This window comes from Hydrogenophaga luteola (assembly GCF_042648585.1).
Lineage (GTDB): Bacteria > Pseudomonadota > Gammaproteobacteria > Burkholderiales > Burkholderiaceae_C > Hydrogenophaga > Hydrogenophaga luteola.
Genome location: NZ_JBHRXX010000002.1, coordinates 228538 through 254575, shown reverse-complemented (window position 1 = coordinate 254575; position 26038 = coordinate 228538). Strand labels below are relative to the sequence as shown.

The following is a 26038-nucleotide window of genomic DNA, read 5'->3' as shown; positions in this document are numbered from 1 at the left end:
CCACCCAACGAGGAGACCACCATGAACCGAAGCAGTCGCTGGTTGACAGCGCTGAGCCTTGCCCTGTGCGCGGCCACCACCCAAGCCGAGCCCATTTCCGCAGAAATCACCGCCCGCCTCAAGGGTGGCGTGGGTGGCATCACCACCCTGCCCAACGGGCAACTGGTGATCGGCTACCACCCGTTCTACGCGCCGGAGCAAAAGGTCGGGCTGCTCAATGCCACGCGCGACGACACCACGCCGTATCCCAGCGCGGAATGGCAGACCTGCAAGAAGGCGGATGGCAGCCAGAAGGACCCCAACACCTGCCTGAACTGGGTGCTGGGCCTGCACACGGATGCCAAGGGCGTGCTGTGGCTGCTCGACTCCGGTCAGGCAGAGCCGCGCATCACGCCCAAGCTGGTGGCCTGGAACACGCACAAGAACCAACTGGAACGCATCGTTCCCATTCCGGCGCCGGCCTCCCTTCCCGAGTCGCAGCACAACGACTTCGTGGTCGACCTCAAACACCAGGTCATCGTGATCGCCGACGAGGCCATCGCGACCGGGCCGGTGGGCGACAAGGCGGCGCTCGTGGTGGTGGATCTGAAGACCGGCCAGAGCCGTCGTTTGCTGCAGGGCCACGACAGCGTCATGCCCGACATGAACCGTCCGATCACCGTCGACGAGGGCAAGCCTGGCGCCAAGGCGATCAAGGTCTACGTCGGCGTGGATGGCATCGCGCTGGACCACAAGAGCGAGTGGCTGTACTTCGCACCGCTCAACAAGGGCAAGATGTTCCGCATCCGGATGAAGGACCTGCTCAATAAGCGCGTGAGCGCCGGGCAACTGGCTGCCAAGGTCGAGACCTACGCCGACAAGCCCAACAACGGCGGGCTCTCGATCGACCGCAAGGGCAATCTCTATCTCACCGAGGTGGGCGAGCGCGCGGTTGGCATCATCCCTGCCGACACCCGTCAGTACCGGCGCTTTGCCGCGGCGCCCGACATGGTCTGGCCAGACGGAGTGATCTACGCACAGGATGGCTTCATGTACACCGGCGCGGCACAGCTGCCCATGGCGGCGCCGCTGAACGACGGCAAGGCCGAGAACAAGCCGCCGTATCTTGTGTACCGGTTCAAGCCGCTGGCACCAGGAATCGCAGGGTTTTGATCGCAATTGACTAACTGAGGTTTGTCTTTGCTTGTGCTTTAAAGGATTCCGCTTCACCCTGATGAACCTCACTATGTCTATTGGGTAGTCAAATCACTTTACTTGACGCTTAAAACTACCATTGAATACATTTTTTCCAATTAAAGGAGAGAAATCATGCATAAGCGCATCATCAACAAAAGCCTTTGCTGTGCAGTTGCTTGCATTGCGGGAGTCGCACCATTAACCGGATTGGCGCAGCAGCAACTTGGCTCCACTGTTTGTCCAACAACGTACTCAATCATTCCGCTCGACGGAACTCGAACATTCAATTCTGCCAACTCCCCTGGCACTACGGTGACACCAATTGACACTCGACTTATATCGCCCCGTGGGCGCGCTCAACTAATTTCTGTTGCCTCATGTGTTTCGCCTGTTTGGATTGGAAATAGTTCAGGAGGAAAAGGATGCAAGCTGGCGCTCGGCATTCACACTGTCCCAGTAAAAGGAGCGGACGGGAAGACCGACTGGGAGGTAATTTCTGCCCCCATGTTTTGCTATGAGGCGCGATGATGCGCGCATTCTTTCAATATTTACTGCTGCGAGAGGTCTATATGAGTAGGATGACATCGTTCTTGACAATGAGCGTCTTTGCTATCTCTTTAGCTGCATGCGGTGGTGGAGAAGATGAAGTGGCCTCCGAGACCTCAATTCAAAGGAGTGCTCAAACCCTCTCCGACAATGGTGACGCAGAAGGTGGTTCGGAGATCTTCACTTTTAACAAAGTTGAGATAGTTAAAGAGGATCGATAGGGGCTCCATCTAAACTGTTAGCTACGCACAGCCGGATGGGATTTGGAACTTACCAAGTCTCATCCGGCAATTTTGTTAGCAAGTTATTTCGTGCGCCCGACCATCGCTGGTAAGTTGCCATATGCTTTTAATTTAGTTCTACTTGGATGACTCTAGGATCGATTGGAGTGATGTGCAATGCAGATCAAATTGAATTGAACTAAAGAAATTTCACGGCGATTCGGCTTATTAAGGACTCTTGAAAAATGGAAACCGCAAACATATTGAGAGTACACGTACCGGACATCGGCGATTTAAAGGACGTCGCGGTCATCGAGGTGTTCGTCAAGCCCGGCGATACCGTCAAGGTCGAGCAGAGCCTGATCACGGTCGAGTCCGACAAGGCCTCGATGGAGATCCCGTCCTCGCATGCCGGCGTGCTCAAGGAGCTCAAGGTCAAGGTGGGCGACAAGGTCAACATCGGTGACCTGCTGGCGATTCTGGAAGGTGCTGCGGGCGTTGCCGCGCCGGCGCCGGCCGCTGCCGCTCCGGTGGCTGCGCCCGCTGCGGCATCCGCCGCAGTGGCCACTCCGGTCGCTACGGCGTCTGCACCCGCTGTCGTCGCACCGGCCCACAACCCCACCGCCACCCCGGCCCTGGGGCTGCCCCACGCTTCGCCCTCGGTACGCAAGTTCGCCCGCGAACTGGGCGTGCCGCTGGCCGAGGTGCAAGGCAAAGGCCCCAAGGGCCGCATCACGCTGGACGACGTGCAGGGCTTCACCAAGTCCGTCATGTCCGGTGCGGTGCAGACGGCTGCGCAAAAGGCCAAGGCCCCTGCATCGACCGGCAGTGGTGGCTCCGAGCTGGGCCTGATCCCCTGGCCCAAGGTGGACTTCGCCAAGTTCGGCCCGATCGAGCGCAAGGAGCTGGGCCGCATCAAGAAGATCAGCGGCGCCAACCTGCTGCGCAACGCGATCATGATCCCGGCCGTCACCAACCACGATGACGCCGACATCACCGACCTCGAAGCCTTCCGCGTCTCCACCAACAAGGAGAACGAGAAGAGCGGCGTCAAGGTGACCATGCTGGCCTTCCTGATCAAGGCGTCCGTCGCCGCGCTCAAGAAGTTCCCCGAGTTCAACAGCTCGCTGGACGGCGACTCGCTGGTCTACAAGCAGTACTACCACATCGGTTTTGCGGCCGACACGCCCAACGGCCTGGTCGTGCCCGTCATCAAGGACGCCGACAAGAAGGGCGTGCTGCAGATCAGCCAGGAAATGGGTGAACTGGCCAAGAAGGCCCGCGACGGCAAGCTGGGGCCGGCCGACATGTCCGGCGCCACCTTCACCATCTCGTCGCTGGGTGGCATCGGTGGGCGTTATTTCACGCCCATCATCAATGCGCCCGAAGTCGCCATCCTGGGCGTCTGCAAGAGCCAGATGGAACCGGTGTGGGACGGCAAGCAGTTCGTGCCGCGCCTGATGCTGCCGCTGTCGCTGACCTGGGACCACCGCGTGATCGACGGCGCCGCCGCGGCCCGCTTCAACGCGTACCTCGGCCAGATCCTCGGCGACTTCCGTCGCGTTCTGCTGTAAGGAGGACACGATGGCACTCATGGACATCAAGGTTCCCGACATCGGTGACTTCTCCGAAGTCGCGGTCATCGAGCTGCTGGTCAAGCCGGGTGACACCGTCAAGGCCGAGCAGAGCCTCATCACCGTCGAGTCCGACAAGGCCTCGATGGAGATTCCCTCGTCGCACGCCGGCGTGGTGAAAGAGCTCAAGGTCAAGCTGGGCGACAAGGTCAGCGAAGGCTCGGTGGTGTTGGTGCTGGACGCGGAGGGCGCTGCGGCGGCCCCTGCGCCGGCAGCAGCACCTGCGCCCGCAGCCGCACCCGCTGCGGCCCCGATCGCTGCGCCGGTGGTGGCACCGACCGCCGCCAGCTTCGGTGGCTCGGCCGACATCGAATGCGACGTGCTGGTGCTGGGCGCCGGCCCCGGCGGCTACTCGGCCGCCTTCCGCGCCGCGGATCTCGGCCTGAAGGTCGTCATCGTCGAGCGCTACGCCCAGCTGGGCGGCGTCTGCCTGAACGTGGGTTGCATCCCGTCCAAGGCGCTGCTGCACGTGGCCGCCGTCATGGACGAGGTCTCGCACCTGGGCGACCTGGGCGTGGAGTTCGGCAAGCCCACGGTCAGCGTGGACAAGCTGCGCGCTCACAAGGAAAAGGTCATCGGCAAGCTGACCGGTGGTCTGGCTGCGATGGCCAAGATGCGCAAGGTCACCACCGTGCGCGGCTACGGCGCCTTCGTCGGCCCCAACCACGCGGAAGTGGAAGAGACCTCCGGCACGGGCCAGGACAAGACGGGCACCAAGAAGGTTGTGGCCTTCAAGCGCGCGATCATCGCCGCCGGTTCGCAGGCGGTGCGCCTGCCGTTCTTCCCGCAGGACGATCGCATCGTGGACTCGACCGGCGCGCTGGCGCTCAAGGGCGTGCCCAAGAAGATGCTCATCGTCGGCGGCGGCATCATCGGCCTGGAGATGGGCACCGTCTACTCGACGCTGGGCGCCCGTCTGGACGTGGTGGAGATGATGGACGGCCTGATGCAGGGCGCCGATCGCGACCTCGTCAAGGTCTGGGAGAAGATGAACAAGGGCCGCTTCGACAACATCATGCTCAAGACCAAGACGGTCGGGGCCGAAGCGACGCCCGAAGGCATCAAGGTGCAGTTCGAGGGCCTGGACGGCACCAAGAGCGAAGGCACCTACGACCTGGTGCTGCAGGCCGTGGGCCGCACGCCCAACGGCAAGAAGATCGCGGCCGACAAGGCCGGCGTGGCGGTGACCGACCGCGGCTTCATCAACGTCGACATACAGATGCGCACCAACGTGCCGCACATCTTCGCCATCGGCGACATCGTGGGCCAGCCCATGCTGGCGCACAAGGCGGTGCACGAGGCGCACGTGGCGGCGGAAGTCATCGCCGGTGAACTGCAGGGCAACCAGGAGCTGGCCGCGGCCGCCTTCAACGCCCGCGTGATCCCCAGCGTGGCCTACACCGACCCCGAGGTGGCCTGGGTGGGTCTGACCGAGGACCAGGCCAAGGCCCAGGGCATCAAGGTCAAGAAGGGCCTGTTCCCCTGGACGGCCTCGGGCCGCGCCATAGCCAACGGCCGCGACGAAGGCTTCACCAAGCTGCTGTTCGACGACTCGCCGGAAGCCCATGGCCACGGCAAGATCCTGGGCGGCGGCATCGTGGGCACCCACGCCGGCGACATGATCGGCGAGATCGCGCTGGCGATCGAGATGGGCGCCGACGCGGTGGACATCGGAAAGACCATCCAGCCGCACCCCACGCTGGGCGAGAGCATCGGCATGGCGGCGGAGGTGGCGCACGGGTCTTGCACCGATTTGCCGCCGAGCAAGAGACAAGTGATCTAGACCTGCATCCTCGACAGGGTTCAGATCTGGGTGCGATTAGGCGTACACATCCACAATCAAACGCCCACGCACCTGTCCGTCAAGCAGTTTCGTGGCTGTTGCAATCACATCGTCCAAGCCGATTTCTTCTGCGATCTGGCCAAGCTTTGTCAGATTGAGATCGGTCGACAGCCGCTGCCAGGCTTGCAGGCGCAAGGACTTGGGCGCCATCACGCTGTCAACGCCAGCCAGTGTGACGCCACGAAGGATGAAGGGCGCCACGGTGGCCGGCAGGTCCATGCCACCGGCAAGGCCACATGCCGTGACCACACCACCGTAGCGTGTGGTGGCGCAGACGTTGGCGAGCGTGTGGCTGCCGACAACGTCGACCGCGCCTGCCCAGCGCTCCCGACCCAGCGGTTTGCCGGGTGCGGAAAGCGCAGCGCGGTCCAGCACGTCGCTGGCGCCAAGACCCATGATGTAGTTGCGCTCCTCAAGACGGCCGGTGACACCCACCACGGTGTAGCCGAGCTTCGACAAAAGGGCCACGGCGACGCCGCCGACCCCTCCGGCCGCTCCGGTTACCAGGATCTCACCCTTGTCCGGGGTCACACCATGGCGCTCCAGCGCCATCACGCACAGCATCGCTGTATAGCCTGCCGTGCCAATAGCCATCGCCTGTTGAGGGATGAACGCTTCTGGCAGAGGCACCAGCCAATCGCCTTTCAGGCGCGCTTTTTGCGCCAGGCCACCCCAGTGACTTTCGCCCACACCCCAGCCGTTGAGGACCACTTTGTCGCCCACCTTGAAATCCGGGTGGCTGGTTTCTTCGACCGTGCCGACCAGGTCGATGCCGGGCACCAGCGGGGATTTGCGCACCACGGGACCGCGCCCCGTGATGGCCAGAGCATCTTTGTAGTTGAGGGTGGAGTGGCTGACCCTCACGGTCACATCGCCTTCCGGCAGGGACGCCTCGTCAATGTTTTTCACGGCGGCCCGGTAGCCGGCTTCGTCCTTCTCGATCAGGATGCCTCGGAACATGTGTACCTTTCAATAAATAGACCAGTCGTCTATAAATAGTAGACTGATCTCCCATGAAATGCAAGATGGACTGCAAATCGACTACACAGGAACAGGGCGATGGGGGGCTGCGTCCCCTGAGTGCCGGGCATCTCGAAGGGAGTACTGATTGACCTTTCAAGACGTTCGGTCCAATAATTGACCTATGCCAGATGCCGTCATCACTCCTCGGAAACGGGGTCGTCCTCCGAAAGTGGAGGGAGACCACCGGGAGACGCGCGCCCTCTTGCTCCGAGCGGGTGTCGCCGCACTGACCGAAAAGGGTTTCTCTGCCACGGGAATCGACGAGGTGTTGAAATCGGTCAACGTGCCCAAAGGATCCTTCTATCATTTCTTCGATAGCAAGGAAGCTTTTGGCACCGAGCTGATCGCGCTGTACAACGACTACTTCGTTCGCAAGCTCGATCAGTTCTTGCTGGATGAGAGCCGCGCTCCGCTGCTCCGCATCGACGCTTTTTGCCTGGATGCCGAAAACGGCATGAAGAGGTTTGACTTCCGGCGCGGCTGCCTCATCGGAAACCTAGGGCAGGAAATGAATGCGCTGCCGGAAGCGTATCGCGACCAACTCACCAACGTGCTGGTCGGTTGGGAGTCTCGTACCGAACGCTGCCTGGAGGCCGCCAAGGCCGGCGGTGAAATCCCTAAGGAAGCCGACTGCGCGCGCTTGGCGGCGTTCTTCTGGATCGGCTGGGAGGGTGCTGTGTTGCGCGCAAAGCTCGAGCGCTGTGGTAATCCGCTTCGCATCTTTGCTGCGTGCTTCAAAGCAACGGCGATCACCTGACTAGCTAATTCGCCAGCACGCGTTCAGTGGGCGCGCCTTAAATGAAATTTGGCGCCATAAGTGTGGGCAAAGACGGAAGAGATGGCGTCACTGAACGCTTTTACCCCCCTTCTGACACTCCTGACTTGATGCAAGCAGCGGGTAGCACCAGGTTTGTAAGAGAGACCAAAGCAGCCCTATTTCCACATTACCACTTTTGAATAGTGCGTGGCAGGGGGGATCACGCTCCCCCCACAAGACCAGTAAGGGCTGCCCCCGTCCAAATGACCAACGCGCAGATCGAAATGAAGGCGCTGAGGGGTGTAAATCGTGTGGAGGTTTGCGAGCATAACGCTACAACTAACCCTCCCGTGGACACAAGGGCAGCGATCCAGCCCGCCGCCAACTCCCCTCGATCGAACAATCCGGGAGTCAGCCCCGACTCGGGTGCTGAGAATGCGGCATCCAAGGTGACAACAACGCACAAAGCACCGAGGCTCACATGATGGACAGCTCGCAACGCTGATCGCGGGTGTTTTGCGACACGCCTTGCCATACACAGGATACTTGCCATGGCTAAGGTCACAAACAAGTAGTAGTAGATATTGCTGACGCCTTCAAAACGAATATTGGCAATGCTGGCCAGCGGGGCGGCACCCAAAGGAATCAAGATGACAAAGGTGCAAAACAGCGCGCCGGTCCGTCTACAGCTCCCATCCAGGGCGCACGCAAAACGCATAGGTAGAAGGCATGCCAGTACGAGAAACAAGTTGGCCGTCATGAACTATCCAGATGGACGCTGCTCAAGAAATTGGTGCGGCCAGCTCATCTATGCGTTGCGCGACGAAATCACGAAGACAGCGCAACAGCGGCGTCAGCTGACTTCGATTGGGCACCACAAGGTACAACGGGACGTGCTCGGTTGTCCACGTCGTGCACAGTGCGCAAAGCCGCCCTTGCAACAGGTCGCCTGCAATGTCCAAATGCGCCTTGTATGCGATACCTCGCCCTAGCAGCGCCCAACGATGGACAGCGTCCCCATCATTGGAAACGTTCGCAGCCCGCACTCGCACCGAAATTTCGCCTTCTCCTTGACTGAATCGCCAGCGATCGTGGACGTCATCCCCGACCATAAAGCAAAGGCAGTCATGATCGGTCAGTTCGTTGGGCGAGCTTGGTGCCCCATGGCGCTTGATGTACGCCGGCGAAGCACACAACACTCTCCTATTGCCTAGAGCAAGTGGCAACGCCACCAAGTTCGAATCTGGCGGCTTTCCGTAGCGAAACGCAGCATCTACAGGTTCACTGTAGACATTGGCCAGTCGATCCGACAACTGCAGCCGCACACTCACGCGTGGGTGTTCAATCTGGAACGCGTCGAACCACGGCAACAGCAAATTGCGCCCCAAATCAGAAGGTGCAGACAGCTTTAGCACGCCTTCCATAGCGGCCTCACCTCCGGCCACTAGTCGCGCGGCCTGCTGCAACGCGGCCAAAGCCGGGCGGCACTGCTCTAGGAACTGCTCGCCGGACAGCGTCAAGCGAAGGCTGCGCGTTGATCGCACGAACAGCTCGACACCCAGTTCGGATTCGAGGCGTTTGAGTGCGGCGCTGGTTGCAGCCGGGGTGAGATCCATGGCGCGCGCCGTTGCAGAAAGGCTGCCCGTGTCCACCGTTCGAACAAAGATGTCCAGATCCTGCAACGCTTTCATACCTAGCTTTCTACTGGTTGCTTGACATGGAATTATATTGATTTGCTTGAAAGCGCACTCAAAAGATAGGCGGTTTATCAAACAACACCACCAAGTCAAGATACGGGCTTCACTTTCATACAGGCCCTTTCATGAGAACCGACACCCACCCAAGACTGGAGCCGACATGGCGCTTTGACCACATCAATGTCTCCATGGGGAGTGCCACAGCCCTTAAAGCCCTGTTTGAAGAAGTGATGGGGTTCGCGCCCGGCAAGCGCCCTCCGTTTCCTTTCCCCGGCACATGGCTGTACGAAGGTGACCAAGCGCTGGTGCATGCGGTAAACGATACGGCGCTGTCTGAAAAGGCGGGGGCGCTGCGTCTGGAGCATGTCGCCTTTCGCAGTGATGAACCCGCCTCAGACGTGATTGAACGACTGAAGCGCAGCTCGCTGCCATTCAAGGTGGCGCGGGTGCCCGCAGAGCATGTCGCGCAGATTTTCGTCTTGTTGCCGGGAGGGCTGGTCATTGAACTGGATGTGCCCTGTGACGTCACGACAGACCACATATACAGCTCGGTGCAGGCTGCACCGAGTACGCACGAATTCTGATTCATCTCCTATCGCGCTCAACAGCAGTTTCACATGAGCTCCTCTACTCTGTTCAGTCCGCTGACTTTCGGCGACTTCAAAATTCCTCACCGTGTCGTGATGGCGCCAATGACTCGCAGCCGCAGCGCGCAGCCAGGCAACGTGCCCACCGAGTCCATGGCCACCTACTACGCACAGCGAGCCGGAGCCGCCTTCATCGTCAGCGAAGCGACCCAGATAACGCCCCAGGGCCAGGGCTACAGCTTCACACCGGGCATCTACAGCGCGGAACAGGTCGCCGGCTGGCGAGGGGTGACGGACGCTGTCCACGCCGCCGGCGGCCGCATGGTGTTGCAGCTGTGGCACGTCGGTCGCATGTCGCACCCCGTGTTCCAGCAGGGACAGGCGCCTGTCGCACCCTCGGCCCTGGCCCCGAACGCCCAGGTGTGGATCGTGGACGAGCACGGTCAAGGTGGCATGGTGGACTGTCCTGTGCCCCGCGCACTGACCGTTTCAGAGATCCGGGCGATCGTCAATGACTACTACACGGCGGCGGCCAATGCTCTGGCCGCCGGCTTCGACGGGGTGGAAATCCACGCCGCCAACGGGTACCTGATCGACAGCTTTCTGCGTTCCGGTTCCAACCTGCGGACGGACGCTTATGGGGGTTCGATCGAGAAGCGCCTGCGCTTTCTGGACGAGGTGACCGATGCAGTGGTCGACGCGGTTGGTGCGGCGCGCGTGGGTGTGCGCCTCTCTCCACACATCACCCAGCGGGGCATGCATTGCCCCGACATGATCGTCACGACTTTGAAGGCCGCGCGCCGCTTGTCAGACAAGGGCATCGCCTACCTGCATTTCGCCGAGGCCGACTGGGACGACGCACCACCGGTGCCCGAGTCGTTCCGGCGCGATGTGCGCCGCGCGTTCGGCGGTGCCATCGGTGTCGCAGGCGGCTACACCGAGGCCAGGGCCCAGGCGGTGATCCGCGCCGGCTGGGCCGACTGGGTGGCCTTCGGCAGGCCGTTCATCGCCAACCCGGATCTGCCCGCGCGACTGCGCAACCACCTGCCGCTGACCGTCCCCGACACCCACACGCTGTTCGGTGGCGACGAGCGTGGCTACACCGACTACCCCAACGCGGGTTGAATCCACCCGCTTTTTTTGACCATCAGAGAACACCCATGAAAGCCATCGCCTTCCAGAGCCCCTTGCCAATCACCGATGTCCTGTCGCTGCAGGACGTGGACCTGCCTGCGCCGCAGGTCAGCGGGCGCGACATCCTGGTGGATGTCAAAGCCATCTCCGTCAATCCCGTAGACACCAAGGTCCGCGCTTCCCGTCAACCGCAGCCCGGCCAATGGGCGGTGATCGGCTGGGACGCCGCTGGCGTGGTGCGTGCCGTCGGTCCCGAAGTCACCCTGTTCAAACCGGGTGACCGTGTCTGGTATGCGGGCGACATCACGCGTCCCGGCAGCTATGCCGAACAACAGCTGGTCGATGAGCGCATCGTTGGCTTCATGCCGAAGTCCCTGGACTTTGACCAGGCGGCCGCGCTGCCGCTGACGGCCATCACCGCCTGGGAGCTGCTGTTCGACCGTCTGGGTGTGGCGCCCGGCAAGCGCGCCACCAATGAGCGTCTACTCATCGTGGGCGCTGCGGGGGGCGTGGGTTCCATCCTCACGCAGTTGGCCAGCAGGCTGACCTCGCTCACGGTGATCGGCACGGCTTCAAGGCCCGAGACCCGCGCCTGGGTGAAGGAGCTGGGGGCTCACCATGTGATAGACCACAGCCAGCCGCTGTCCGAAGAGCTCAAGCGTATCGGCATCCCTGATGTGACACATGTCGCTAGCCTGAACAACACCGAGCAGCACTTCACACAGGTTGTTCAGTCCTTGGCGCCCCAGGGCAAGCTGGCGCTGATCGATGACCCGACCGCGCCGCTGGACATCATGAAGCTCAAGGGCAAGAGCATTTCGCTGCACTGGGAGCTGATGTTCACCCGTTCACTGTTCAAGACCGCCGACATGGTGGCTCAGCACCACCTGCTCACCGAAGTGGCGGCGCTTGTGGACGCGGGCGTGATCCGCAGCACCGCCGCCGAACAGATGGGCGCAATCAGCGCTGCCAACCTCCGGCGCGCCCATGCCCTGATCGAGTCGGGCAAGTCGCGCGGCAAGGTCGTGCTGGCGGGTTTCTGAACCCATCCGCCTTCTTCAACCGTTTTCCCCTTCAAACCAACCTAAAAGAGCTTTCATCATGAAATTCCATCACACGTTGGCCGTCATGGCTCTCGCAGCCCAGAGCCTGAGCGCGCAAGCTGCCGATTTCTCGGTCAGCAGCAACACCATCAAGAACGGTGCCACCATCGGTGCTGATATGTACTGGAACAACTTCGGCTGCTCTGGCAAGAACGTGATGCCCGACCTGGCCTGGAAGGATGCGCCCGCCGGCACCAAGAGCTTTGCCGTGACCTTCTACGACAAGGACGCACCCACCGGCAGCGGCTTCTGGCACTGGGTGGCCTACGACATTCCCGCCAGCGTCACCAACCTGCCCGGTGGTGTAAACGGCGGCACCATGCCAGCAGGCACCGTTGAAGGCCATACCGACCTGGGCAAGCCCGGCTTCTTCGGCCCCTGCCCGCCAGTGGGACGTGAGCACAACTATGTATACACCGTGCACGCCCTGAAGGTGGACAAGCTGGGCGTGGACAAGGGCGCGAGCCCCGCGTTCGTCGGCTTCAACCTCTGGATGCACCGCCTCGGAGAAGCGACGCTGAAGGTCAAGGCCGGCCCGCGTCAGTAACCCTTCACCTCAGCTCACTCAGGAGACTCCCTTGAACATCGCCCAACTCGCCACCCAGCGCCATACAACCAAAGCCTTCGATGCTTCGCGCACCCTCTCGGTGGAGCACATGGCCCAGATTCGCAGCTTGCTGCGCTACAGCGCTTCGTCAGTCAATTCACAGCCCTGGCACTTTCTCATTGCGGGCAGCCACGAAGCAAAGGCACGCGTGGCCAAATCCACCGAAGTCGACTTCGCCTACAACACGCCAAAAATCCTCAATGCTTCACACGTGGTGGTGTTCTGCGCCCGAAACGATATGGACGAGACCCATCTACATGCGCTGCTGGCACAGGAGCAGCAAGACGGTCGCTTCGCCAATGATGCAGCCCGTGAGGGTCAGGACAAGGGACGACGTTTCTACACCGACCTAAACCGCAACGGCCCCAAGGGGCTGAACACGTGGATGGAGAAGCAGGTTTACCTTGCAATGGGAACCTTGCTGTTGGGAGCACAGGCATTGAGCGTCAATGCCTGCCCAATGGAAGGTTTCGATTCAGCTAGGCTTGACGAAGAGTTTGATCTGGCAAGCCTTGGCTTGCACAGTGTGGCGCTGGTCGCGCTGGGCTACCGCAGTGAAGACGACTTCAACGGAAAGCTTCCCAAGTCTCGTTTGCCTGAAGCCGCAGTCATTACCTCGCTGTGAACTGAAGTTGGAGTCGACCCGGTTCCGAGGACACATCATTCTTTGTGTTCAAGGAATCAGTGACGTTCCCCCGGAAACCGGACAGTTCTGAACTACAGGCTGGCCGCTTCGTTGGGTTGAACTGACCTGCTGTTGACGAACTCGCTCGGGGTCAGGTTGCCGAGCGAGCTGTGTGGACGCTGGTGGTTGTAGTCGTCCTGCCAAGCCTTCAATTTCTCCCGGGCATCGTGCAGCGTGACGAACTCGTTGACATTGAGAAACTCGTCGCGCAGCCGCCCATTGAACGACTCGATCAGGCCATTATCCGTGGGCTTTCCCGGACGGGTGTAGTCGAGTTTGATCCCCCGGCGATACGCCCAGTCGTCCAGCGCTTTCGAGGTGAACTCCGTCCCGTTGTCCACGGTGATTGCCTTGGGCCAGCCACGAAGCCTGGCAACCTCATCCAGTGCCTGCGCAACGCACCGCCCCGACAGCCGGAAGTTGGCCTCCAGGCACACACTCTCGCGACTCCACTGATCGATGACCGTGAGGATGCGAAACGCGCGGCCATCGTGCGTCTGGTCGTGAACGAAGTCCATGCTCCAGTGCTGGTTCGGGCCCGTGGGTTTCTGGGGCTTGCCGCGCATCAGGGCAATGCGTTTGCGCCGCTTGACCTTCATGCGCAGCTGCAGGCCTTCGAGTCGGTACAGGCGATACACCCGCGTTTTCCCCACCGGCCAGCCTTCGCGTTTGAGCATCACCAACACCCTCAGGTAGCCAAAACGCGGCCGGCTCAGCGCGATGTCCCGGATGCGCTGGCGCAGCACACTCTGGTCCCGTGCCTCGCTCTTGGCGTACCAGCTTGAACGCTGCAGCAGCGCCAATCGGCACGAGCGGTGCACGCTGACCTTGAAGCGCTCCTGCATCCAGGCTGCCAGCTCGCGGCGCTTGGCAGCCCTCAGAGCTTTTTTTTGACGACCTCCTGCAGGATCTGTTTGTCCAGCGTCAGATCGGCCACGATGCGTCGCAAGCGCGCGTTCTCATCTTCAAGCTGCCTGAGCTTGCGCAACTCGCTCACGCCAAGCTCGCCGTACTTCTTCTTCCACGTGTAGAACGTGGCCTCCGAGATGCCGATCTGGCGGCACACGTCCACCACCGGCGTGCCGCCGTCGGCCATCCGCAGCGCATAGGCGATCTGCTCTTCGCTGAATCGGGACTTCTTCATCGCTTCTCCTTGCCCCATTGGGGGCCTTGGGAAGCAACCGTAACTCTAGTTTTGACCTGTCACGGTTTTCCGGGGGAACGTCAATCAGCTTGAGAATCAAAACGGTAGCCTTCCACAAAAGTGGGTCAACTCCAACTCCAGACGATCCTTTTACCAAAGCGCGCGACGAGCTACTGCCTCAACTCCCTCCGCGTCTAGTCCGTATTCGCGGTATAGATGGGTTGGCGGAGCAATCAAGGCATATTCGTCGCGTATGCCATGACGAACTAGCCGTACACCACAGCCCTCATCTGCCAGCACTTCCGCCACGGCGGCACCAAGCCCACCGAGGATGTTGTGTTCCTCGACTGTCATTAGCACCTTGGAGCGCGATGCGGCGCGAAGCACAGCGGCACGGTCCAGCGGCTTGATTGTCGCCATGTCGATCACGGCGACAGAACGGCCTTCGGCCCTGAGCACTTCAGCTGCGTCCAGAGCAGACTTCACCGGCATGCCACACGCAATGATGGTGAGTTCGCTGCCCTCGCCATGCTCGATGGCCTCGCCAATCTTGAAGGGTGTACCTTCCGCGTAGATGTCTGGGTCGCGGCCGCGACCGATTCGGAAGTAAATCGGCTCGGGCCAAGTAGCCGAAGCTCTAATGGCGGCTTTGAGTTGCGGACCGTCGGCTGGCGAGATGATGGTTAGATTTGCAATGGAACGCATCGTACCGATGTCTTCCGTGGCATGGTGTGAGGTGCCGTAAAACCCAAGCGAGATGCCGGTGTGATGGCCGATCAGGCGCACTGGCAGCGCGCTGTAGGCGACGTCCATCCGGATCTGCTCACAGCACAACAGCGCCAGGAACGAGGCAAAGGTTGCGACGAACGGCATATGCCCGGTCGTGGCCAAGCCGGCCGCGGCCGACACCATGTTCTGCTCGGAAATGCCGAACTGGATGTAGCGTTCAGGGTAGGCGTCGGCAAAGCGGTTCAAGCCATTGGAATACTGCAAGTCAGCCGAGCCAGCGACGACGGGATGGCCCTCCTTGACGAGTTCGGCCAGCGCGTCGGACAGCGCGTCCAGGCCAGGCGTGATGGCATTGAGGGAGCGATACTGCCAGCTGTCGGGGGAAACGAGTTGCGTCATGGATCAGATCTCCTTGGTCATAATTTCTTGTACGGCGAGCGCCGCATCGGCGGGGGCGAGATATCCCAGGTGCCAGCCAGGCTCGGTCTCCATATAGGAGACTCCTTTGCCCTTGAGGGTCTGGGCGATCACGCAGACCGGCCTGGTACGTGCGGTGTCGGCCTTGATGTGGCGGAGCAGTCCAGTGAGCTCAGCCAAGTTGTGGCCGTCCACCTCATGCACCTCCCACCCGAAGGCTCGCCACTTGTCGGCCAGTCCTTCGACGCCGATGACGTCGTCGACGCGGCCGTCGAGCTGGAAGCCGTTGCGGTCGACGAGTGCAACCAGCCGATTGAGTTGGTAGTGGGCGGCGAACATAGCCGCCTCCCAGACCTGGCCTTCCTGCATCTCGCCATCGCCCAACATCACGAAGGTGTGGAAGTCGCGCTTGGCGATACGCCCGCCGAAGGCTATGCCTGCCCCGGCCGACAGGGCATGGCCGATGGAGCCGGAGCTGAAGTCGATGCCCGCAACCTTGCGCATGTCGGGGTGGTCGCCCAGCGGGTTACCCAAGCGGGTGTAGCCGTCCAGCGTTTCCTTGTCGATGTAGCCGTATTCAGCCAGGATGGGATACAGGCCGACGGCCGCATGGCCCTTGCCCATAAGAAAGCGGTCGCGGTCAGGCCACCGTGGCTCGTTGGCGCGCAGGCTCATGACGTCGTAGTAGAGTGCTGCGAAAATTTCAGCGCATGAAAAGACGGAGCTGTAGTGCCCGACCTTGGCGATCTCGATTAGTCGGATGGTCTCCAGCCTCACGAAGCGGGCTTTGTCGCGCAGGCGGGAGATCTCGTCGGGCGTGGGCCGCAGGTCGGCTAGGCCGGGTTTCGTGGAGAGGATCGTAGTCATGGATTCGCTTTCTGTGGTCGTTTCTTGAAAATCGCAGCGGGTATGAAAGTACGGCGCGTCATAGCCCAGCCAAGCAGATGTACTTAAGCTCCAGGTAGTCATCGAGCCCATGACGCGAGCCTTCCCGGCCGAGACCAGATTGCTTGATGCCACCGAAGGGCGCCTCGGCAGTGGAGATAAGACCGGTGTTCACGCCTACCATGCCAGCCTCCAGCCGCTCGGCCACGCGCAGGGCCCTGCCTAAGTCGCGGCTGTAGAAGTAAGCGGCCAAGCCGAACTCGGTATCGTTTGCTCGAGACACAACCTCGTCTTCGGTGTCGAAGGCGAAGATGGGCGCGAGTGGGCCGAAGGTTTCCTCGCGTGCGACCAGCATGTCGTCGCTTGCGTTGTCGATCACCGTGGGCTCGAAAAAGCGCCCGCCCAACGCATGGCGCTTGCCACCGGCCAGTAAGGTGCCCCCCTTGGCGAGTGCATCGGCTATGTGCTCCTCAGTCTTAGCGACGGCCTTGTCGTCGATGAGCGGTCCCTGCGTCACGCCGTCGTGCGTTCCGTCGCCGACCTTCAGTTGTCCCACGCGCTCCACCAGCTTGCGGGTGAACTCTTCAAGCACGCTGCGTTGCACATAGATGCGGTTTGCGCAGACGCACGTCTGACCGGTGTTGCGGTACTTGGACACCATTGCACCCTCCACCGCTGCGTCAATGTCGGCATCATCGAAGACGATGAAGGGCGCGTTGCCGCCGAGTTCCAGCGACAGTTTTTTGATCGTGTCGGCCGACTGGCGCATGAGCAAGCGGCCAATATCGGTCGAACCAGTGAAGCTGAGCTTGCGCACAATGGGGCTAGAGGTCATCTCGCCAGCGATCCGAGTGGCCGAGCCGGTTACCACGGAAAGCAGACCGGACGGCACTCCGGCGCGGGCGGCCAGTTCCGCGAAGGCAAGTGCAGAGAACGGCGTCTGCGACGCAGGTTTGACGACCATCGCGCACCCTGCCGCCAGCGCGGGGCCTGCCTTGCGCGCCAGCATTGCCATGGGGAAGTTCCAGGGCGTGATCGCCGCGGTGACGCCGACTGGCTGCCGGATGGCGTGGATACGCCGGTCGACCTGAGTCGACGGGATGGTCTCGCCGTACACGCGTCGCGCCTCGTCGGCGAACCATTCGATGAAGGAGGCCGAGTAGGCGATCTCCCCACGGCTTTCGGCCAAGGGTTTGCCCTGCTCGCTGGTCATCAGCAGCGCCAGGTCGTCGATGTGCTCATGCATGAGCGCGGCCAGTCGACGCAGGATGAATGTGCGGCCTTTCGCCGGCAGCTCAGCCCAGGCCGGCTGCGCAGCCTGGGCAGCAGCAAGGGCGTCCTTGGTTTCTAGCGCGCCGCAGGCCGGCACACTGCCGATCCGATCACCGGTGGCCGGGTTGTGCACGGTCAATACGGCGCCATCGAGTGCATCGCGCCAGTGGCCGCCGATGCTGGCCTGCTGACGCAGCAGGGACGCGTCATTCAGGCGCATGACTGCTCCTTCATGGCGAATCGAGAGACGCTCGGCACCGTCGTGGGGGCAGATTCCAGGGGGATGTTCAACATTTATCTCCTTCATGCGCGAAAAAACTTGTGAGCCTCAGAATTGTAATATAGGATATATCCTACACCACCGAGACAAAAAATATCGTGGTTTTCACAAAGATTTATGGAGCACATTCATGTCGAGGACCCACGACGCCTTCGCCGACACTTTCCAACACACTGAACGACCGCATTCCGCTGAAGAGCGTTGCCTGGATCGCCGCGCCCGTGCGACCACTTGCTTCTGTTCTGCTTCCTCGAAAGGACGGCACTGATGTCGGCCTCAAACGTTACGCAAGCACCAACGGCTATCACCCGGCCTCCCTCCGCGACCTTGCTGAAAAACGCGACGCACCAGGCCGACAGCCGACAGCGCAGGGTTTCCCTATTCCTAATTGCGCCCTTGCTGCTGTATGGCACGGTGTTCTTCCTACTGCCGCTGGCGATGATGGTGTTCCGAGCGATCGACAACCCGGAAGTACGCGACGCTTTGCCGCGCACGGTGACGACGCTACAGGACTGGTCGTCCGAAGGCGGTCTTTTGCCCTCGGACGAGGCATACGCGGCCCTGTCCGCTGATCTGGCAGAGGGTCAGGGAACACGGGTCGTCGGCGAACTGGCGCGACGCATGAACTACGAGATCGGCGGCTACCGCACGCTGGTGATGAAGACGTCCCGAGCCCTCAGCGAGCAGGCGCCGCCGGCGGCGACAGCCAAAGCCTGGTTGATTGACACCGATGAGCGCTGGGGAGAACTGACCTACTGGTCGGCGATCAAGCGCGCCTCGACACCGCTGACCAGCCATTACCTGTTGGCAGCGCTCGATCTTCGCCAGGATGACAGCGGCGACATCGTGCGTGCGGAACCGGACCAGCGCATTTATTTGGACATTTTGCGCCGCACGCTGGTCATTGCGTCAGGCGTGACGCTGACCTGCCTGCTGCTGGGCTACCCGCTCGCTGCGCTGCTGGTTAAGGCCTCGCGCCCAGTAGCCTATGTCATCACTCTGGCCATCATGCTGCCCTTCTGGACCTCGCTACTGGCCCGCACCACCGCATGGATCGTGGTCCTGCAGGAGAACGGCCTGGTTAACGGCCTGCTGCTGGCGGCAGGCCTCGTAGACGAGCCGCTGACACTGATCTTCAACAGCACGGGGCTCTACATCGTCATGGTGCACATCTTGCTGCCCTTCACCGTGCTGCCCATCTACAACAGCCTGAAGGCGATACCTCCGCACCTGATGCGCGCCTCGTCCTCTCTCGGTGCGCACCCGTTGCGAGGTTTCTTCGCCGTCTACCTGCCGCTCAGCCTTCCGGGTGTGGCTGCCGGTGGCCTTCTCACCTTCATCGTCGCGGCCGGCTACTACATCACGCCCTCGCTGGTCGGCAGCGCGCGTGAGCAGATGCTGGGCTATTTTGTCGCCTTCTACGCCAACAACACGGTGAACTGGGGCATGGCCTCGGCGCTCGGCCTGGTGCTGCTGAGCTGCATCATGTCCGTCTACCTCATCGCCGCATCGACATTGGGCGTCAAGCAGCTGGCCGGCATCAAGTGAGGAACGTAATGACTTACCAACACTCCGCACGCCTGGCCCGCCTAGCTCACTTCGCCTACGGCTGGCTAATGGTGGCCTTCCTGCTGCTTCCACTGATGGCCATGGTGCCGATCTCGTTTAGTTCAGGCTCTTTCCTCTCCTACCCCTTACCGGGTTTGTCGCTGCAGTGGTACGACCGGGTGTTTTCGCCAGGCCCATGGACACGCTCGCTGGTCAACAGCCTGATCGTCGGCCTGCTGTCGACAGTGGTTGCGACGGTATTGGGCACACTGGCCGCGTTCGCTTTCGCGCGGCGCAACCTGCCGGCTAAGCGTACGCTCCTCGGCTTCCTGATGGCGCCGATGATCGTGCCCTCGGTCATCACCGGGCTGGGCATGTACTTTCTGTTCTCGCTGCTGGGGCTTACGGCCAGCCTGACAGGGCTGGTGCTGGCTCACGCCATCCTAGCGACTCCCTTCGTCGTGATTACGGTGACAGCCACGCTGCAGCAATTCGACATGACACTGCTTCGCGCCGCGTACAGCCTTGGTGCTTCACCGGTGCGCGCCTTCTTCACCGTCGTCGTACCCATGATCCTGTCGGGAATCGTCTCTGGTGCGCTGTTCGCCTTCATCACCTCCTTCGACGAGATCGTGGTCGCCATCTTCATCGGCGGGCCCGACCAGCGCACGCTGCCGCGGCAGATGTTCGACGGCATCCGCGACACCATCGACCCATCGATCGTCGCCATGTCGTCCTTCCTGATGGTCGTCGCAACCGTAGCCCTCACCCTCTCGGCGTGGCTGTCCCAGCGAGCGCCACGAATCGTATCAAGTGAAAAGGTTTCCGAATGAGAGCAGATTTTTCAGAAGGCGTCGCCTTCATTGACGACCAGTACATTCCCCTGCGCGAAGCGCGTCTGCCGATCACCGATCGCGGCTTCGTGCGGTCGGACGCGACCTACGACGTCGCCCACGTGTGGAACGGCAGTTTCTTCCGCCTGGACGACCATATCGAGCGCTTTTTTTGGTCGATGGCGCAGTTGCGCATGACGCTACCAATGACGCATGCCGAGGTGCGCCACATCCTCGAGCAATGCGTGGCGAAAAGTGGCTTGCGCAACGCCTATGTGCAGATGACCTGCACCCGTGGTGTGCCGCCGCGCGGCTCGCGCGACCCGCGCGAATGCAGCAACCGTTTCATCGCTTTCAGCCAACCCTTCGTGTGGATCGCCACTCAAGCGCAGCAGGAGACAGGCATCGCCATGGTCATCAGCGACGTGCAGCGCATCGCTCCCGAGGCGGTCGACACGCGCATCAAGAATTTTCACTGGCTGGACCTAACCATGGGCATCTTCGATGCGTACGACCACGGCGCGTTGGTGGCAGTGCTATCCGATGGCGCCGGCCACGTGACCGAAGGCGCAGGCTTCAATGTCTTCGCCGTCAAAAACGGCGCGATCGCTACGCCAGAGCGCAACGTCTTCGAGGGCATGACGCGCCGTACGGTGATCGAGATGGCGCGGCAGCTAGCCATTCCTTGCCAGCTTGCAGCAATGCCGCGCGAACAGTTACGTGTCGCCGACGAGATCTTCATCACCAGCACAGCCGGCGGCATCATGCCGGTGACGACATTAGACGGCCGGCCCGTCGGCGACGGGAAGGTCGGAACGGTCACTCGGCAGATTCAGCGCAACTACTGGCACCGCAGCGCCAGCGACCCTCGCAACACGCCCGTGCCGTATGCACACACCACAGCTACCACCGAAAAGGAAAACCCATGATCATCGTCACAGGGGGGACTCATGGCATCGGCGCCGCCGCAGTCCGCTTGCTGGCCGCCAGCGGCAAGCCGGTGCTGTTCACAGGCCGCGACGAAGCCGCCGGCCACGCGCTGGCCGAAGCGTGCCAAGGCGCACACTTCATGACGGCTGATGCCGCCGAGCCCGCCGCGGCACAGGCCGTCGTCGACCGTGCGCTTGCCTTAGGCAACGGCCGCCTCACCGGCTTGGTCAACAATGCCGGCACCTCGTCGCGCACCGCCTTTCTCGACACCACGGTGGAGGAATGGGACCGCGTAATGGCCGTCAACACCCGCTCGGTGTTCCAGTTCACGCGTTGCGCGCTGCCGGCGCTGATCGCCTCTGGCGGCGCAGTGGTCAACATCGCCTCCATCGCGGGCAAGGTCGGCGAGGAAGGACTGTCCGCCTACTGCGCATCCAAGGGCGCGGTCATCGCGATGACGCAGTCGCTGGCCCTGGAGTTTGGCGACCGCGTGCGCTTCAACGCCATTTGCCCCGGCCAGATCGCCACGCGAATGATGGACCGCATCATCGCGGACGGGCCTCGCCTGGCGGCGCTCACCCGCCGCATCCCGGCAGGCCGCCTGGGCGAGCCGTTGGAAGTCGCGGAACTCATTGCCTGGCTGCTCTCGCCTGCGGCCAGCTTCGTCAACGGCACGGTCATGACGGTCGACGGCGGCGAGACCGCCGGTTACCGCACACCGCCGCGAATGGACGCGGCGCCGACGGCTACCGCCGCCTCGGTCGCCACACCACCGAGCACGCTAGGAGCCGCGCCCTGAGTGCAGCCTTCCTCCCCCATCTACACGAAAGCTTCCCATGCTTCCTGTCCTGTACACACCCGAACACCGCCAGCATGAGCCCGGCTTCTTTTTCGTTGCCGGCAACATCCATCCGGCCCAGGAACGCATCGATCGTGCCGAGCGCTTGCGCGACGCCGCCGTCGACGCCGGGTGCGAACTGGTGACCGCTGCCGAGCACGGTCTGGCGCCGGTGGCCGCAGTGCACACGCCCGACTACCTCTGCTTCCTGGAAGACGCGCACCGCCGCTGGACCGAAGTTCCCGGTGCATCCGCCGAGATCATCCCCAACGTCTTCGCCGTACCCGGCCTGCACCATGGCTACCCCGAGCGCGTAGTGGGCCAGGCTGGCTACCACATGCAGGACTTAGCCTCGCCCATCGGGCCCGGCACCTACGCCGCAGCACTGGCCTCAGCCAACCTGGCGGCCGATGCGGCCCGGCGCGTGATCAGCGGCGCCCCTGCGGCCTACGCCATCTGCCGGCCACCCGGCCACCATGCCTACCGCGAACGCGGAGGTGGCGTCTGCTACCTCAATAATGCCGCCATCGCAGCGCAGCAATTGCGCCAAGACGGTAGACGCGTGGCCATCATCGACATCGACGTACACCACGGAAACGGCACGCAGGGCATCTTCTACGAGCGCGATGACGTCTACTTCGTCTCCATCCACCGCGACCCGCTGAACTACCACCCCTACTTCTGTGGCTATGCGCAGGAGCGCGGCGCGGGCGCCGGCCTGGGCTTCAACCTCAACCTGCCGCTGCCCGCTGACACCGGCGATGACGACTACCTGGTCGCGCTTGAACACGCCTGCCGCAGGCTGCATGCTTTCCAACCAGACACGCTGGTGATCTCGCTTGGTCTGGACGCGCATGAGAACGACCCCTTCAACGGATTTCGGGTGACCACCGAAGGCTTTAGACGCATCGGCCAGCGGCTGGGCCGCCTGGGTTTCCCCTGCGTGATGGTGCAGGAGGGCGGCTACGACTGCGAGCACATCGGCGCCAACCTCGTGCACTTCCTCGACGGCCTAACCGGCAGCCTCCGGGCCTGAGGCGCACGCCCCGACAAACTCACTTCACCATTCCCCCTTTTCGCTTGCGGCGGCTACGGCCTGCGTCGGGCCGCTGCATTCCTTTTTTGTCCCTGCAGCACGTTTTTTGTTCCCCCACGCGCTTCGTTCCTGTTCCCTCCCTCCACCGTCAAGGAGTTTTCCATGCCTTCTTCCCGCTCCCGCTCCGTCTGCCTGCGCCTCGTCGCGCTCTCGGTAATCACCCTGTTCTCTCATGCCACGATGGCGCGCGACCTCACGGTTGTAAGCGTCGGTGGCTCGCTGCAGGAGGCTTTCCGCAAAGCCTACTGGCAGCCGTATTCAGCGACGAAATCCGAGAAGCTGATGGAAGATACCAACGTCGTCGGTCTGACCAAGGTCAAGGCCATGGTCGAAGCCAACAACGTCATCTGGGACCTGGTTCAGATGGACGAGGAAGACGTCGTCGTCGGCTGCGAATCTGGCCTGCTGGAAAAGATCGACTGGCGCGCCGCGGCGCCTGCCACCGCCGACCTGCCCAAGGAATCGCTCAGCCCCTGCGGCGTGCCCACCATGCTTTGGGCCAAGGTGATGAGCTACGACACCAAGCGCATCGCCAACGGACCGAAATCATGGGCCGACTTCTGGGACACAAAGAAGTGGCCTGGCAAGCGCGCCCTGCGTAAGCAGGCGAAGCAGACGCTGGAGATTGCGCTGATGGCCGACGGCGTGCCGGCCGCCGACGTCTACAAGGTGCTGGCCACCAAGGCCGGGCAAGACCGCGCCTTCGCCAAGCTCGACCAGATCAAGAAGGACGTGCAGTGGTGGGAGTCCGGCGCACAGCCAGTCGAATGGCTGACGTCTGGCGCGGTGGCCATGTCATCGGCCTACAACGGCCGGGTCGATGCCGCCAACAAGGAAGGCAGGTCGCTGGCGATGGTGTGGAAGAATCAGATCTACGGCCCGACCTACTGGGTGGTCGTCAAGGGCACGCCGAACAAGGCCAAGGCCGTAGCACTCATCGACTACATGACGAGCGCGCCGCAGCAAAAGTCATTCGCCGAGACCATCTCCTACGGACCGGTGAACCCCAAGGCCCAGGCTATGCTGTCTAAGGCTGTGCTGGACCGCTTGCCCAACGCGCCGCAGAACACTGATGCACCGCTCCTGCAAAACACGAACTTCTGGGCCGACCACCTCGACGAGTTGCAGCAGCGTTTCGCAAGGTGGGTGTCGAACTAATGCAGATGCCGGCAACGGGGAGATGGAGTCAGCCCCTCACCATCTTCCATACGCCGGTGCATGCGTTGCACCAGCCCGGTCTATTGGGCGCGCTCGGCGGCTGGCGGCCGTCGCGCGACGACCCGTGGCGCATCCACGGCATGCTGGGTGCGCTTGCCGCGGCAGGGCTACAGCCTCAGGCACTACCCGCCCCTGGGCGAGAGGTGTTCGACGCGGTCGAACGCGTGCACCACCCCCGCTACCTGGACTTTCTGGCCCATGCGCATGCGCAGTGGGTGCAGATTCCCGGGGCGTCGTCAGAAGTCCACGCCAACGTGTTTGCAATGCGGTCGCCGGGCACCGGATATCCGAGCTCGGTGGTTGGCCGCGCGGCTTTCCACTTCCACGACCAGCTCGCGCCCATCGGCATCCACACCTGGAAGGCGGCGATAGCAGCAGCCCATCTGGCCGTGGCCGCCGCTGAAGTCGTGCTGGGCGGTTCCCGCTGCAGCTACGCCATGTGCCGCCCGCCCGGCCACCACGCCTATGCTGACATGGCCGGCGGCGGTTCGTACCTTAACAACGCAGCCATTGCGGCGGAGCATTTGCGTACCCGCTTCGCACGTGTGGCCGTCATCGACATCGACGTGCACCATGGCAACGGCACGCAGGACATTTTCTGGCAGCGGCCCGACGTCCTCTTCACTTCGCTGCACCGCAGCCCTGAGGACTACCATCCCTTCTTCAGTGGCTATGCTGGAGAAGTGGGCGCTGGTGCAGGCGAAGGCTTCACCTTCAACCTTCCCATACCGGCGGGTACAACTGATGCTGGCTATCTGAGCCAATTCGACCGCGCCACGGAGCGCATCGCCTCCTACGCGCCCGAGGCTCTGGTGGTGTCGCTGGGCCTGGACGCCCACGAAAAACACCCGGCACAGGGTCTGCTGCTCAGTGATGCGGCTTTCGCTGTGATGGGGCGGGAGTTGCGGCAGTTGGGCGTCCCGACAGTGCTGGTGCAGGAAGGAGGCTACAACCCGGAGGTGGTAGGAGGCAGCCTGCTGGCATTTTTCTCAGCTTGGGTGGCTGCAGTTCGCTAAGGTTGCGTGCGATCAAAAAGTCCAGACACAGGGGGCTGTTAGACGACAGGCGACCCACTGATTGGTATGCCTACGCAGACTTTATGCCGCTGATTTGAGTTCCTGCGAAGCTTCGTGTGCCCTCAGGAAGCGCTCAATGGCCGGGGCAGCCGACATCATGTCGGCGCGAACGGCCTCGACCGCAGCAGAGGCATCGTGCCACTCTAGAGCTTCCAGCAGGAGGTCGTGCTGGTTGTGTCCTTGGTCATAGCTTCTGTCGGTTCTCTCGTTTTCGTAGAAGGCCCGCAGGATAGGCCCCATCGATGTCCACATGTTCTCGATCATCGCAAGCAGCGTCGGCAGCCGGCAATGGCTGTAGATGCCGAAGTGGAATTCGCGGTTGTAGCGCAGTTGCTGCTCTGCGTTGTGGCTCGCCTCGGCCTGGGTAAACTTCTTGTTGATGCGCGCCAAGTCGGCAAGGTCCTTAGGGCCTATGTTGGTTGCAGCGATCTCCACCGCCGCCGACTCCAGCGCCAGACGCACCGTGCGGATTTCCACATAGCGCGCCAGCCCCAGGGCCGGAACGGCGATCTGCTTCGCGGTTTCCATCTCTAGCGCATGCTCGCTCACCAGCCGCAGCAGTGCTTCGCGCACAGGTGTGTCGCTGGTGCCCAGCATCTGCGCGGTTTCGCTGATGCGCAGCCGGTGGCTGGGCAGGTAGCGTCCCGCGATCAGGGACTCACGGATCTCCGAATAGACCCGTGAGGCGAGGTTGGTTCTATCGACTGGCTTAATGGGGGACTTCACAGGGGTTCTCATTGAACTGACCCATGGATTTTC

The 26038-nt window shown here is 62.1% G+C and carries 24 protein-coding genes; 16 read left to right on the top strand and 8 right to left on the bottom strand.

Annotated elements, in window-relative coordinates; all coding sequences use genetic code 11:
• Positions 1-21: 21 nt before the first annotated feature.
• From ACFOPI_RS04955 to lpdA, 3 genes are all read left to right on the top strand, one after another.
• Entirely contained in the window at positions 22-1152 is a 1131-nt protein-coding gene (locus ACFOPI_RS04955; RefSeq protein WP_382171611.1) for an L-dopachrome tautomerase-related protein, read from the top strand.
• Positions 1153-2188: 1036 nt separating this feature from the next.
• Positions 2189-3517: a dihydrolipoyllysine-residue acetyltransferase gene (gene aceF / locus ACFOPI_RS04950; RefSeq protein WP_382171608.1), complete on the top strand. Its 1329-nt coding sequence runs from the start codon at positions 2189-2191 to the stop codon at positions 3515-3517.
• 10 nt (positions 3518-3527) lie between these two features.
• The gene (lpdA, locus tag ACFOPI_RS04945; protein ID WP_382171605.1) at positions 3528-5360 is read left to right on the top strand and encodes a dihydrolipoyl dehydrogenase; all 1833 of its coding nucleotides are present in this window, start codon (positions 3528-3530) and stop codon (positions 5358-5360) included.
• A gap of 36 nt (positions 5361-5396) precedes the next feature.
• Here lpdA and acuI read toward each other — a convergent pair whose 3' ends face one another.
• Positions 5397-6380, bottom strand: a complete 984-nt coding sequence (acuI, locus tag ACFOPI_RS04940) for an acrylyl-CoA reductase (NADPH) (protein WP_382171602.1) — start codon at positions 6378-6380, stop codon at positions 5397-5399.
• A 184-nt stretch (positions 6381-6564) separates the two neighbouring features.
• Between acuI and acuR the strand changes: the two genes are divergently transcribed.
• Positions 6565-7200, top strand: a complete 636-nt coding sequence (acuR, locus tag ACFOPI_RS04935; protein ID WP_382171600.1) for an acrylate utilization transcriptional regulator AcuR — start codon at positions 6565-6567, stop codon at positions 7198-7200.
• A 220-nt stretch (positions 7201-7420) separates the two neighbouring features.
• Here acuR and ACFOPI_RS04930 read toward each other — a convergent pair whose 3' ends face one another.
• The gene (locus ACFOPI_RS04930; RefSeq protein ID WP_382171597.1) at positions 7421-7960 is read right to left on the bottom strand and encodes a hypothetical protein; all 540 of its coding nucleotides are present in this window, start codon (positions 7958-7960) and stop codon (positions 7421-7423) included.
• Positions 7961-7982: 22 nt separating this feature from the next.
• Positions 7983-8891 (bottom strand): LysR family transcriptional regulator, encoded by a 909-nt coding sequence (locus ACFOPI_RS04925; RefSeq protein WP_382171594.1) that lies wholly within the window; start codon positions 8889-8891, stop codon positions 7983-7985.
• 131 nt (positions 8892-9022) lie between these two features.
• On the opposite strand from ACFOPI_RS04925, the gene ACFOPI_RS04920 reads away from it, so the two are divergent.
• The 5 genes from ACFOPI_RS04920 to nfsB are packed head-to-tail and all read left to right on the top strand — an operon-like array spanning position 9023 to position 12953.
• Positions 9023-9481, top strand: a complete 459-nt coding sequence (locus tag ACFOPI_RS04920; protein ID WP_382171591.1) for a hypothetical protein — start codon at positions 9023-9025, stop codon at positions 9479-9481.
• 33 nt (positions 9482-9514) lie between these two features.
• A complete protein-coding gene (locus ACFOPI_RS04915) occupies positions 9515-10609 on the top strand; it encodes an alkene reductase (protein WP_382171588.1) in 1095 nt (364 codons plus the stop codon).
• 35 nt (positions 10610-10644) lie between these two features.
• Positions 10645-11661, top strand: a complete 1017-nt coding sequence (locus ACFOPI_RS04910; protein ID WP_382171585.1) for a zinc-binding alcohol dehydrogenase family protein — start codon at positions 10645-10647, stop codon at positions 11659-11661.
• A 58-nt stretch (positions 11662-11719) separates the two neighbouring features.
• Positions 11720-12268: a YbhB/YbcL family Raf kinase inhibitor-like protein gene (locus ACFOPI_RS04905; RefSeq protein WP_382171583.1), complete on the top strand. Its 549-nt coding sequence runs from the start codon at positions 11720-11722 to the stop codon at positions 12266-12268.
• Between the two features lie 31 nt (positions 12269-12299).
• Positions 12300-12953 carry an oxygen-insensitive NAD(P)H nitroreductase gene (gene nfsB, locus ACFOPI_RS04900; protein WP_382171580.1) on the top strand — a complete coding sequence of 218 codons (654 nt, stop codon included), beginning with the start codon at positions 12300-12302 and terminating at the stop codon, positions 12951-12953.
• Positions 12954-13045: 92 nt separating this feature from the next.
• Here the strand turns inward: nfsB and ACFOPI_RS04895 are convergent.
• The 4 genes from ACFOPI_RS04895 to ACFOPI_RS04880 all read right to left on the bottom strand — a co-directional run bounded on the left by ACFOPI_RS04895 (position 13046) and on the right by ACFOPI_RS04880 (position 17680).
• Positions 13046-14157, bottom strand: a protein-coding gene (locus ACFOPI_RS04895) for an IS3 family transposase (RefSeq protein WP_382171577.1) whose coding sequence is annotated in 2 segments (ribosomal slippage) — positions 13046-13908 and positions 13908-14157 — 1113 coding nt in all. Because the reading frame shifts where the segments join, the coding sequence is not laid out codon by codon here.
• Positions 14158-14307: 150 nt separating this feature from the next.
• On the bottom strand, positions 14308-15285 hold the full coding sequence (locus ACFOPI_RS04890) for a transketolase family protein (RefSeq protein ID WP_382171574.1): 978 nt from the start codon (positions 15283-15285) through the stop codon (positions 14308-14310).
• Positions 15286-15288: 3 nt separating this feature from the next.
• Positions 15289-16170 carry a transketolase gene (locus ACFOPI_RS04885; RefSeq protein ID WP_382171571.1) on the bottom strand — a complete coding sequence of 294 codons (882 nt, stop codon included), beginning with the start codon at positions 16168-16170 and terminating at the stop codon, positions 15289-15291.
• Positions 16171-16228: 58 nt separating this feature from the next.
• Positions 16229-17680 carry an NAD-dependent succinate-semialdehyde dehydrogenase gene (locus ACFOPI_RS04880; RefSeq protein WP_382171568.1) on the bottom strand — a complete coding sequence of 484 codons (1452 nt, stop codon included), beginning with the start codon at positions 17678-17680 and terminating at the stop codon, positions 16229-16231.
• A 456-nt stretch (positions 17681-18136) separates the two neighbouring features.
• On the opposite strand from ACFOPI_RS04880, the gene ACFOPI_RS04875 reads away from it, so the two are divergent.
• From ACFOPI_RS04875 to ACFOPI_RS04845, 7 genes are all read left to right on the top strand, one after another.
• On the top strand, positions 18137-19288 hold the full coding sequence (locus ACFOPI_RS04875) for an ABC transporter permease (RefSeq protein ID WP_382171565.1): 1152 nt from the start codon (positions 18137-18139) through the stop codon (positions 19286-19288).
• Positions 19289-19296: 8 nt separating this feature from the next.
• Entirely contained in the window at positions 19297-20121 is an 825-nt protein-coding gene (locus ACFOPI_RS04870; protein ID WP_382171563.1) for an ABC transporter permease, read from the top strand.
• The gene (locus ACFOPI_RS04865; protein WP_382171560.1) at positions 20118-21050 is read left to right on the top strand and encodes an aminotransferase class IV; all 933 of its coding nucleotides are present in this window, start codon (positions 20118-20120) and stop codon (positions 21048-21050) included. Before ACFOPI_RS04870 ends, ACFOPI_RS04865 begins: the two co-directional genes overlap by 4 nt.
• Positions 21047-21850 carry an SDR family NAD(P)-dependent oxidoreductase gene (locus ACFOPI_RS04860; RefSeq protein WP_382171557.1) on the top strand — a complete coding sequence of 268 codons (804 nt, stop codon included), beginning with the start codon at positions 21047-21049 and terminating at the stop codon, positions 21848-21850. Before ACFOPI_RS04865 ends, ACFOPI_RS04860 begins: the two co-directional genes overlap by 4 nt.
• Before the next feature lie 37 nt (positions 21851-21887).
• Positions 21888-22925: a histone deacetylase family protein gene (locus ACFOPI_RS04855; protein ID WP_382171554.1), complete on the top strand. Its 1038-nt coding sequence runs from the start codon at positions 21888-21890 to the stop codon at positions 22923-22925.
• Between the two features lie 162 nt (positions 22926-23087).
• Entirely contained in the window at positions 23088-24143 is a 1056-nt protein-coding gene (locus ACFOPI_RS04850) for an ABC transporter substrate-binding protein (protein ID WP_382171551.1), read from the top strand.
• Complete coding sequence (locus ACFOPI_RS04845) at positions 24128-25219, top strand: histone deacetylase family protein (protein ID WP_382171548.1); 1092 nt, start codon at positions 24128-24130, stop codon at positions 25217-25219. The genes ACFOPI_RS04850 and ACFOPI_RS04845 overlap by 16 nt, the downstream gene beginning before the upstream one ends.
• Before the next feature lie 81 nt (positions 25220-25300).
• Here the strand turns inward: ACFOPI_RS04845 and ACFOPI_RS04840 are convergent, their stop codons facing one another.
• A complete protein-coding gene (locus ACFOPI_RS04840) occupies positions 25301-26005 on the bottom strand; it encodes a GntR family transcriptional regulator (protein WP_382171546.1) in 705 nt (234 codons plus the stop codon).
• Between the last annotated feature and the right edge of the window lie 33 nt (positions 26006-26038).